The sequence below is a fragment of the Pseudomonas sp. genome (assembly GCF_050739775.1).
Classification (GTDB): domain Bacteria; phylum Pseudomonadota; class Gammaproteobacteria; order Pseudomonadales; family Pseudomonadaceae; genus Aquipseudomonas.
This window is the reverse complement of sequence record NZ_JBOICA010000012.1, coordinates 98,237-108,884: the sequence shown is the minus strand read 5'-3', so window position 1 is coordinate 108,884 and position 10,648 is coordinate 98,237. Positions and strand designations below refer to the sequence as shown.

Here is a 10,648-nt window from a genome sequence, read left to right as displayed (position 1 = left end):
CGGTTTCGATTCACGCTTCCTCCCCACACTTGGTCGCCCTCATGCAGTTGCGCTTCACTTCGTTCGCTGTGGTCAGCTCACGGCGGGACTTTCACCCGCAAGATTGCGCCCATGCTGGGCGCACAACGAAAAAGCCCCGCATCCTTGCGGATACGGGGCTTGGAATCTGCCCTGCCCGACGCGCTATGGCTTGTGGCCGACGTCAGGCTTGAGGCCTATCCTCTCAGGCCAGCGCTTCGCGCGGCTTGCCCAGCATGCGGTCACAGGCCACGGCCAGCGCCAGGGTCACGACCGAAGGAACCAGCCAGGCCAGGCCCTGATCACTCAATGGCAGGTGCGCCAGAGTGTCGGGCAGCATATGAGCCAGACTGGTGCCCTTGATGGCGTCAACCATGCCGAACAGCAGCGACACCAGCATCACTGGCGCCAGGATGCGCACCTGAGAGTTCCACAGCTCTTTGCAGAAGCTCAGGCCCACAACCACGATGCACGGCGGGTAGATGGCGGTCAGTACCGGGATCGAGAACATGATCAGCTTGGTCAGGCCGAGGTTGGAGATCAGCAGCGAGAAGCCGCACAAGATCACTACCAGGGTGCGATAGGACAACGGCAGCACCTGGCTGAAGTACTCGGCACAGGCACAGGTCAGGCCCACTGCGGTAACCAGGCAAGCCAGAGCGATCAATACGGCGAGGAAGCCGCTGCCCAGCGAACCAAAGGTGTGCTGCACATAAGCATGCAGGACCGCTGCACCGTTGGTAGCGCCGGCGGCGATTTCATGGCTGCTCGCGCCCAGGCGGAACAGGCTGATATACACCAGTGCCAAGCCGACACCGGCGATCAGGCCGGCAATGATGGCGTAACGGGTAATCAGCTGCGGCGACTCGACACCCCGGGAACGGATGGCATTGACGATAACGATGCCGAACACCAGCGCACCCAGGGTATCCATGGTCAGGTAGCCATTGATAAAGCCTTGGGAGAACGCTGAAGCCTCGTAGGCCGGCAGTGCGTCACCGCTGGTGCCAGCCGGCAGCATGAATGCGGCAATGCCCAAGGCCGCCAGGGCGATGATCTTCAGCGGTGCCAGGAAGCGACCTACAGTATCGAGCAACTTGCCGGGGTACATGGACACAGCCAGCACCACCAGGAAGTACACCAGGCTGTAGATGAACAGCGCCGTCGGGCTTTCGCCGGTCAGCGGCGCCAAGCCCACCTCAAACGATACCGTAGCCGTACGCGGGGTCGCGAACAGCGGGCCGACCGACAGATAGCAGACAGCCGCAAGCAAGCCACCGGCAACCTTACCGATAGGGCTGCTCAGTGCGTCCATGCCGCCGCCAACCTTGGCCAGGGCGACAACCGTGATAACCGGCAGGCCTACCGCAGTGATCAGAAAGCCCAGCGCCGCCATCCACACATGAGGACCGGACTGCAGGCCAACGATAGGCGGGAAGATGATATTGCCCGCACCGACGAACAACGCGAACGTCATAAAACCAAGCGCCAGGATGTCCTGGCCTTTCAACACTTTCATTAAGGAAATACCACACTTCTGAAATCGGGATTTAGAGAGGGATTTCCCCTTGGGTGAGGGAAATATGTAGCCCGTCCGGGTGAGACAAGCCCTTTAAAGCATGCCCGTACCCTTTTGGGGCACCGACACGAAAGTGCGCACAGTGTAACCAAGTTGCACCAGCCGCGCACCGCTGCCAGACGAGGTGTCCGATGAGCGCATATGTTTGTCGCCTTGATGACAGCAATCCAGGTATCACTTGGTAATACCAAATCCGACAGAAACAAAGAGGCCACCCGAAGGTGGCCTCTTTGTTTACTGGGCAGCTATTACTTCTTCACTTCCCAGCCAGTCAGCTCGGCCAGGGCCTTGCCGATGTCTGCCAGCGAACGCACGGTCTTCACACCAGCGTCTTGCAGTGCAGCGAATTTCTCGTCTGCAGTGCCTTTGCCGCCGGAGATGATCGCGCCAGCGTGACCCATACGCTTGCCCGCAGGAGCGGTAACACCAGCGATGTAGGAAACCACAGGCTTGGTCACGTTAGCCTTGATGTAGGCAGCCGCTTCTTCTTCAGCCGAGCCGCCGATCTCACCGATCATGACGATCGCTTCGGTCTTCGGGTCTTCCTGGAACAGCTTCAGGATGTCGATGAAGTTCGAGCCTGGGATCGGATCACCACCGATACCAACGCAGGTGGACTGACCAAAACCGGCGTCAGTGGTCTGCTTGACCGCCTCATAGGTCAGGGTGCCGGAACGGGAAACGATACCGACCTTGCCTGGCAAGTGGATGTGACCTGGCATGATGCCGATCTTGCACTCGCCCGGAGTGATGACGCCTGGGCAGTTAGGGCCGATCAGGGTAACACCCAGTTCGTCGCACTTGACCTTGGCGTCGAGCATGTCCAGGGTAGGAATGCCTTCGGTGATGCAGACGATCAGCTTGATACCGCCGAAAGCCGCTTCCAGGATCGAGTCTTTGCAGAAAGGAGCCGGAACGTAGATAACCGAAGCATCAGCACCGGTAGCCGCAACGGCTTCTTTAACGGTGTTGAACACTGGCAGACCCAGGTGCGTGGTGCCGCCCTTGCCCGGAGTCACGCCGCCAACCATCTTGGTGCCGTAGGCGATGGCTTGTTCGGAGTGGAAAGTACCTTGCGAGCCGGTGAAGCCCTGGCAGATGACTTTGGTGTCTTTATTGATCAGGACGCTCATTACTTGCCCTCCGCAGCTTTGACAACTTGTTGAGCAGCGTCGGTCAGGCTGGTTGCCGCAATGATGTTCAAACCGCTTTCTGCCAGTACTTTAGCACCCAGTTCAGCGTTGTTACCTTCCAGGCGGACAACAACCGGTACTTTCACGCCGACTTCTTTCACCGCGCCGATGATGCCTTCGGCAATCATGTCGCAGCGAACGATGCCGCCGAAGATGTTGACCAGAACGGCCGCGACATTGCTGTCGGACAGGATGATCTTGAAAGCTTCGGTAACGCGCTCTTTGGTAGCACCACCACCTACGTCGAGGAAGTTGGCTGGCTTACCGCCGTGCAGGTTGACGATGTCCATGGTACCCATGGCCAGGCCGGCACCGTTGACCATGCAGCCGATGTTGCCTTCCAGGGCCACGTAGTTCAGCTCGAAGCTGGCAGCGTGGGCTTCACGAGGGTCGTCTTGCGACGGGTCGTGGAAGGTTTTCAGCTTAGGCTGACGGTACATGGCGTTAGCGTCGATGTTGATTTTCGCATCGAGGCAGTGCAGGTCGCCGTCGGCCTTGATGACCAGCGGGTTTACTTCCAGCAGGGCCAGGTCGTGTTCTTTGAACAGCTTGGCCAGGCCGACGAAAATCTTGGCGAACTGTGCAACTTGCTTGCCTTCCAGACCCAGCTGGAACGCCAGTTCACGACCCTGGAATGGCTGAGCGCCGACCAGTGGATCGATAGTAGCCTTGATAATCTTCTCAGGAGTGTCGTGAGCGACTTTCTCGATGTCCACGCCACCTTCGGTGGAGGCCATGAACACGATACGACGGCTCGAACGGTCGACTACAGCGCCCAGGTACAACTCTTTGGCGATGTCAGTGCAGGATTCGACCAGGATCTTGGTCACTGGCTGACCGTTGGCGTCAGTCTGGTAGGTTACCAGACGCTTGCCCAACCATTGCGCAGCGAACGCCTTGGCGTCTTCTTTGCTGCGAACCAGCTTGACGCCGCCCGCTTTACCGCGACCACCGGCGTGAACCTGGGCTTTGACAACCCACTCGGTGCCACCGATCTTTTCGCAGGCTTCTGCGGCAGCTTCAGGGGTGTCGACTGCGAAACCCTTGGAAACTGGCAGGCCGTATTCAGCGAACAGCTGCTTACCCTGATACTCGTGAAGATTCATGCTTTTTACCGTCTTCGTTAGGTACTGCGCTTCGGCGCTGCGCTCTTTGGGAGTGCCGCGCCACCTGTGACCACTTGCCCCCGGTATGCTCCGGGAGTTCGAGTCCGGCGGACTTTCCGCGGTGAGTCATGCACGCAAGACTCACGACGGGCCACCCGCCGTGGTTTCTTATTATTTAACGCTTCTTACGGTTGGCGACGTGAATGGCACCGCCATTCACAGCCAGCGCGGCTTCATGCAGCGCTTCGGACAGGGTCGGATGAGAGAAAACCATCATGCCCAGGTCTTCGGCGCTGGTGCCGAATTCCATTGCGATTGCACCCTGCTGCACCAGTTCGGCAGCCGATGGGCCAATCACGTGTACACCCAGAACGCGGTCGGTCTTGGCATCGGCGATGACCTTGACGAAACCACCGGTGTCGTTGGCAGCCATCGCACGACCGCTGGCCGCGAACGGGAAGGTGCCCACGTTAACCTCAACGCCTTCAGCCTTCAAGGTCTGTTCGGTTTTACCGACCCATGCGATTTCCGGGTGAGTATAGATAACCGACGGGATCAGGTCGTAGTTCATCTGGGCTTTGTGGCCCTTGATGCGCTCGACAACCATAATGCCCTCTTCCGAGGCCTTGTGCGCCAGCATCATGCCACGTACCACGTCGCCGATGGCGTAGACGCCCGGAACGCTGGTAGCGCAGTAGTCGTCGACGAACACGAAACCACGCTCGTCGATGGTCACGCCGCTGTCGGCAGCCAGCAGATCAGTGGTCACTGGACGACGGCCGACCGCAACGATCAGCTTGTCGAAGGTGATCTTCTGCTCGCCGTTGGCATCGGTGTAGGTCACTTCGACTTCAGCGCCGTTGACCTTGGAGCCGGTCACGCGGGCGCCCAGCTTGATGTCCAGACCTTGCTTGGTCAGGGTCTTCAGGGCTTCCTTGGAGACGGCGGCATCGGCGGCCATCAGGAAGGTGTCCAGGGCTTCCAGGACGGTCACTTCTGCGCCCAGGCGAGCCCAGACCGAACCCAGTTCCAGGCCGATAACGCCAGCACCGATAACGCCCAGGCGCTTCGGTACGGCCTGGAACTCCAGGGCGCCGGTGGAGTCGACGATGACGTTCTGGTCGACCGGAGCCGGTGGAATATCGATCGGACGCGAACCGGAAGCCAGGATCACGTTTTCGGCTTCGATGATTTCGGTGCTGCCGTCAGCTTTGATGACTTCGACTTTCTTGCCAGCCAGCAGCTTGCCGTGGCCCTGGATCGAAGTAACGCCGTTGGCCTTGAACAGGGTGGCAACACCGCCGGTCAGGTTCTTGACGATGCCGGCTTTACGGCCAACCATCGCAGCGACGTCCATTTTGACTTCGCCGGTGGAGATACCGTGGACGTTGAAGCTTTCTTTGGCTTCCTTGTATTTCCAGGAGCTGTCCAGCAGCGCCTTGGACGGAATGCAACCCACATTCAGGCAGGTACCGCCGAGAGCCAGCTTGCCCTCGCCGTCGGTGTACTTCTCGATACAGGCAGTGCTCAGACCGAGTTGCGCGGCCTTGATAGCAGCTACGTAGCCGCCAGGACCTGCGCCAATCACTACCACGTCGAATTTCTGGGTCATAAAAGATTCCTTTTAGCTTCAAGCGACAAGCTGCAAGCTGCAAGACGAACCACTTCTAGGTGAGGCTCATCGCTTGCAGCTTGCAGCTGTTTATCAGATGTCCAGCAGCAGACGAGCCGGGTCTTCCAGCAGGTTCTTGATGGTCACCAGGAAGGTCACGGCTTCTTTACCATCGATCAGGCGGTGATCGTAGGACAGCGCCAGGTACATCATCGGACGGATCACGACCTGGCCATTGATGGCCATAGGACGCTGGATGATGTTGTGCATGCCCAGGATAGCAGCCTGTGGCGGGTTGACGATCGGGGTCGACATCATCGAACCGAAGGTGCCACCGTTGGTGATGGTGAAAGTACCGCCGGTCATTTCGTCGATCGACAGTTTGCCATCGCGTGCCTTCTTGCCGAAGGTGGCGATGCCGTTCTCGATTTCAGCCAGGCTCATCAGCTCGGCGTTACGCAGAACCGGTACCACCAGGCCACGGTCGCTGGAAACGGCAACGCCGACGTCCGCGTAGCCGTGGTAGACGATGTCGGAACCGTCGATCGAGGCGTTGACAGCCGGGAAGCGTTTCAGCGCTTCGGTGGCAGCCTTGACGAAGAACGACATGAAGCCCAGGCGAACGCCGTTGTGGGTCTTCTCGAACAGGTCCTTGTACTTCGAACGCAGGGCCATGACTTCAGTCATGTCGACTTCGTTGAAGGTGGTCAGCATGGCCATGTTCGACTGCGCTTCGACCAGGCGCTTGGCCACGGTTGCACGCACGCGGGTCATCGGCACGCGCTTCTCGGTACGATCGCCAGTCGCAACGATCGGCGCAGCGGCGGCAGCAGGCTTGGCAGCTGGAGCGGCAGCCGGAGCGGATTTCTTCGCTTCGATGGCAGCTACAACGTCTTCCTTGGTGATGCGACCGTCTTTGCCGGTGCCCTTGATGCTGTTCAGGGCGATGCCGTTCTCTTCGGCCAGCTTGCGAGCAGCCGGAGCGCCGATGGCGTCTTCGTCGCCAGCAGCAGCGGCAGCAGGCGCGGCGGCGGCAGCGGCAGCGGCAGCGGCAGGAGCAGCAGCAACGCCACCTGCCTGGATCGAACCCAGGACTTCGTCGGACAGGACGGTTTCGCCCTCGCCCTTGACGATAGCGCCCAGTACGCCGTCGGCGGTAGCCAGCACTTCCAGGACAACCTTGTCGGTCTCGATGTCGACGATCAGTTCGTCACGCTTGACGGCTTCGCCCGGTTGCTTGTGCCAGGTGGCAACGGTGCCATCGGCAACCGATTCCGGGAAAGTAGGGGCTTTGATCTCGATAGCCATTATCAGTGGTTCCTTAAATTCGGTTTCTAGTGCGCGATGGCATTAAACGGTGAAGGCGTCTTGCAGCAGTTTTTCCTGCTGCTCGGCGTGCATCGAAGCGTAACCACAGGCAGGTGCTGCCGAAGCTTCACGACCGGCGTATTCCAGGACCAGCTCTTTTTTGTGGCGGGTCAGGATACGACGCATGTGGTGCTGGCTGCTGTACCAGGCGCCCTGGTTCATCGGCTCTTCCTGGCACCACACAACGTTTTTCAGGTTGGTGTAAGGCGCGAGGATTTCGACCAGATCGTCCTCAGGGAACGGATACAATTGCTCGATACGCACGATAGCGATGTCTTCGCGGCCTTCGGCACGGCGTTTTTCCAGCAGGTCGTAGTAGACCTTGCCGCTGCACAGGACCAGGCGAGAAACCTTTTTCGGATCGAGGGCATCGACTTCCGGGATCACGGTCTGGAACGAGCCTTCGGCCAGTTCTTCCAGGGTCGAGATGGCCAGCTTGTGGCGCAACAGCGACTTTGGCGTCAGTACGATCAGCGGCTTGCGCAGCGGACGGATGACTTGACGACGCAGCAGGTGGTAGATCTGAGCCGGCGTGGTCGGTACGCAAACCTGGACGTTGTGCTCGGCGCACAGCTGCAGGTAACGCTCCAGACGTGCCGAGGAGTGCTCAGGCCCCTGCCCTTCATAACCGTGTGGCAGCAACATGGTCAGACCGCACAGACGGCCCCACTTGTGCTCGCCGCTGGTGATGAACTGGTCGACAACCACCTGGGCACCGTTGGCGAAGTCGCCGAACTGGGCTTCCCAGATCACCAGCGCGTTTGGCTGGGTGGTCGAGTAACCGTATTCGAATGCCAGGACCGCCTCTTCGGACAGGAACGAATCGTACAGGTCGAAACGTGGCTGGCCTTTGTAGAGGTTCTGCAACGGGATGTAGGTGCTGGCGTCCCTCTGGTTGTGCAACACCGCATGACGGTGAGAGAAGGTGCCGCGACCGATATCCTGGCCAGTCATGCGAATCGGATGACCTTCGAATGCCAGGGTCGCGTAAGCCATGGTTTCGGCGTAGCCCCAGTTGATCGGCAAGCCACCGGCCTGCATCTTCTGGCGGTCTTCGTAAATCTTCGAAACCTGACGCTGAACCACGAAGCCTTCCGGCAGTTCCAGCAGCTTGGCCGACAGTTCCTGCAGGGTCTTCAGATCGAAGCGAGTGTCGTGACGCGCGGTCCAGGCGTGGCCCAGATACGGACGCCAGTCGACGAACAGCTCTTTGTTCGGCTCTTTGACCAGGCTTTTCACTACGTGCAGGCCGTTGTCCAGCGCGTTACGGTACTCGTCGACCTTGGCCTGGACGCGTTCGGCGTCAAGACGACCCGATTGGGTCAGGGCGTCGGCGTACAGCTCGCGGGTGGTGCGCTGCTTGGAGATCTGCTGGTACATCAGCGGCTGGGTGCCGTTCGGCTCGTCGGCCTCGTTGTGGCCGCGACGACGGTAGCAGACCAGATCGATGACCACGTCACGCTTGAACTGCATGCGGTAATCGACTGCCAGCTGGGTCACGAACAGCACTGCTTCCGGATCATCACCGTTGACGTGCAGGATCGGCGCCTGAATCATTTTGGCGACGTCGGTGCAGTACTCGGTGGAACGCGAGTCCAGCGGGTTGCTGATGGTGAAACCAACCTGGTTGTTGATCACGATGTGCACGGTACCGCCGGTCTTGAAACCGCGGGTCTGCGACATCTGGAAGGTTTCCATGACCACGCCTTGACCGGCAAATGCCGCGTCACCGTGGATGGAAATCGGCAGCACCTTGTCGCCAACGCTGTCGTTGCGACGATCCTGACGGGCACGTACCGAGCCTTCAACTACTGGCGAGACGATTTCCAGGTGCGAAGGGTTGAACGCCATGGCCAGGTGGACTTCCCCACCGGCGGTCATCACGTTGGACGAGAAACCCTGGTGGTATTTAACGTCACCGGAGCCCAGCTCGACCTTTTTCTTGCCTTCGAACTCGTCGAACAGTTCACGCGGGTTCTTGCCAAAGGTGTTGACCAGCACGTTCAGACGGCCACGGTGGGCCATGCCGATGACAACTTCTTTGGTGCCGTAGGAACCGGAACGCTGAATCAGCTCGTCCAGCATCGGAATCAGGCTCTCGCCGCCTTCCAGGCCAAAACGCTTGGTGCCCGGGTATTTGGTACCCAGGTACTTCTCCAGACCTTCTGCTGCGGTCACACGCTCGAGCAGGTGGCTCTGGACATCCGCCGAGAAAGCCGGGCGCCCACGAACGCTCTCCAGACGCTGCTGGAACCAGCTGCGCTGCTCGGAGTCGACGATGTGGGTAAATTCGGCGCCAATGGTGCGGCAATATGTCTGCTGCAACGCGTCGAAGATTTCGCGTAGGCTCGCTTCCTCTTTGCCGATGAACAGGTCGCCGGCACGGAAGGTCGTATCAAGATCGGCATTGGTCAAGCCGTAGTGATTGATCGACAGGTCTACTGGCGCAGGGCGCTGCCACAACCCCAGGGGGTCGAGCTTGGCGGCTTGGTGGCCGCGCATACGGTAGGCCTGGATCAGTCGCAGTACTTCAACCTGCTTCTTCTCGTGTTCACTGCTCACGCTCCCGGCGGAAACCGGTTGGGCGCGGCGCTGGTTCTTTGCCAGCAGTACGAAATGGTCGCGGATTGTAGAGTGCGATACATCGGTAGCGGTGCTGCCTTCGGCGGGCAACTTCTGGAAGTAAGTGCGCCACTCTTCTGGCACAGCGTTAGGGTCGTGCAGGTAGAGCTCGTAGAGCTCTTCCACATATGCAGCGTTACCACCTGAAAGGTGGGCGCTTTCCCACATGCGCTGCATCACGCTTTCTTGCATGCTTGGTCACCCTCGGTTAGGGGACGGATCGGCGAGAGCCATAGCAAGCCTGGAAAAGTCCTGATGCAGCGACCGAACCAAGCCACCAAGGATCCCACAGATTTTCCGGGTACCAGCCCGGAAGCCCCTGCTGGTCTCATATCTTCATAGGTAAAAGCTCGGGCTTTTTGGGCCCTCGCTCGAGTTTCACCTTGGTGCGGGCAAAGGCCCGCACCTCGGCGTGCTACGGGTACAACATTTTAAAAATCAGACACCGCTTTGCAGCAACATGTTACGTACGTGACCGATTGCCTTGGTCGGGTTCAGACCTTTAGGACAAACGTTTACGCAGTTCATGATCCCGCGGCAGCGGAACACACTGAACGGGTCATCCAGCGCAGCCAGACGTTCCTCGGTCTTGGTGTCACGGCTGTCGGCCAGGAAGCGATAGGCCTGCAGCAGTGCAGCTGGACCGAGGAACTTGTCAGGGTTCCACCAGAACGATGGGCAGGAGGTCGAGCAGCAAGCGCACAGGATGCACTCGTACAGACCGTCCAGCTTCTCACGCTCTTCCGGCGACTGCAGACGCTCGATGGCCGGAGCCGGCGTGTCGTTCTGCAGGAATGGCTTCACCTTCTCGTACTGCTTGTAGAAGATGCTCATATCGACGACCAGGTCACGAATAACCGGCAGCCCAGGCAACGGACGGACGATCAGCTTGTTACGCTTGACCACTGCCGACAGCGGCGTGATGCAGGCCAGGCCGTTCTTGCCGTTGATGTTCATACCGTCGGAACCGCAAACCCCTTCGCGGCAAGAACGACGATACGAGAAACCTTCATCCTGTTCTTTGATCAGTGCCAACACATCCAGGACCATCAGGTCCTTGCCACCGGTATCGATCTGGAACGCCTGCATCTTCGGCGCAGAGTCGGTATCGGGGTTGTAACGATAGACTTCGACTTGCAACATAGCGACC

At 59.3% G+C, this 10,648-nt stretch carries 7 protein-coding genes; all 7 read right to left on the bottom strand.

Annotated features, from left to right (window positions below; translation table 11 throughout):
* Positions 1 to 223 precede the first annotated feature (223 nt).
* The 7 genes from brnQ to ACRESH_RS08695 all read right to left on the bottom strand — a co-directional run bounded on the left by brnQ (position 224) and on the right by ACRESH_RS08695 (position 10,641).
* On the bottom strand, positions 224 to 1,537 hold the full coding sequence (gene brnQ / locus ACRESH_RS08725) for a branched-chain amino acid transport system II carrier protein (protein WP_431741603.1): 1,314 nt from the start codon (positions 1,535 to 1,537) through the stop codon (positions 224 to 226).
* Positions 1,538 to 1,845: 308 nt separating this feature from the next.
* Positions 1,846 to 2,730, bottom strand: a complete 885-nt coding sequence (sucD, locus tag ACRESH_RS08720; protein ID WP_038613108.1) for a succinate--CoA ligase subunit alpha — start codon at positions 2,728 to 2,730, stop codon at positions 1,846 to 1,848.
* Entirely contained in the window at positions 2,730 to 3,896 is a 1,167-nt protein-coding gene (gene sucC / locus ACRESH_RS08715) for an ADP-forming succinate--CoA ligase subunit beta (RefSeq protein ID WP_038613110.1), read from the bottom strand. Before sucC ends, sucD begins: the two co-directional genes overlap by 1 nt.
* Positions 3,897 to 4,071: 175 nt before the next feature.
* Entirely contained in the window at positions 4,072 to 5,508 is a 1,437-nt protein-coding gene (gene lpdA / locus ACRESH_RS08710) for a dihydrolipoyl dehydrogenase (protein WP_431741602.1), read from the bottom strand.
* Positions 5,509 to 5,601: 93 nt separating this feature from the next.
* A complete protein-coding gene (gene odhB, locus ACRESH_RS08705; protein ID WP_431741601.1) occupies positions 5,602 to 6,816 on the bottom strand; it encodes a 2-oxoglutarate dehydrogenase complex dihydrolipoyllysine-residue succinyltransferase in 1,215 nt (404 codons plus the stop codon).
* A 42-nt stretch (positions 6,817 to 6,858) separates the two neighbouring features.
* Positions 6,859 to 9,690: a 2-oxoglutarate dehydrogenase E1 component gene (locus ACRESH_RS08700; RefSeq protein ID WP_431741600.1), complete on the bottom strand. Its 2,832-nt coding sequence runs from the start codon at positions 9,688 to 9,690 to the stop codon at positions 6,859 to 6,861.
* Between the two features lie 246 nt (positions 9,691 to 9,936).
* Positions 9,937 to 10,641 carry a succinate dehydrogenase iron-sulfur subunit gene (locus ACRESH_RS08695; RefSeq protein WP_431741599.1) on the bottom strand — a complete coding sequence of 235 codons (705 nt, stop codon included), beginning with the start codon at positions 10,639 to 10,641 and terminating at the stop codon, positions 9,937 to 9,939.
* Between the last annotated feature and the right edge of the window lie 7 nt (positions 10,642 to 10,648).

Coding starts and splice junctions, on each gene's coding strand:
- brnQ (WP_431741603.1), bottom strand. CDS start 1,537: ATGAAAGTGTTGAAAGGCCAGGACATCCTGGCGCTTGGTTTTATGACG.
- sucD (WP_038613108.1), bottom strand. CDS start 2,730: ATGAGCGTCCTGATCAATAAAGACACCAAAGTCATCTGCCAGGGCTTC.
- sucC (WP_038613110.1), bottom strand. CDS start 3,896: ATGAATCTTCACGAGTATCAGGGTAAGCAGCTGTTCGCTGAATACGGC.
- lpdA (WP_431741602.1), bottom strand. CDS start 5,508: ATGACCCAGAAATTCGACGTGGTAGTGATTGGCGCAGGTCCTGGCGGC.
- odhB (WP_431741601.1), bottom strand. CDS start 6,816: ATGGCTATCGAGATCAAAGCCCCTACTTTCCCGGAATCGGTTGCCGAT.
- ACRESH_RS08700 (WP_431741600.1), bottom strand. CDS start 9,690: ATGCAAGAAAGCGTGATGCAGCGCATGTGGGAAAGCGCCCACCTTTCA.
- ACRESH_RS08695 (WP_431741599.1), bottom strand. CDS start 10,641: ATGTTGCAAGTCGAAGTCTATCGTTACAACCCCGATACCGACTCTGCG.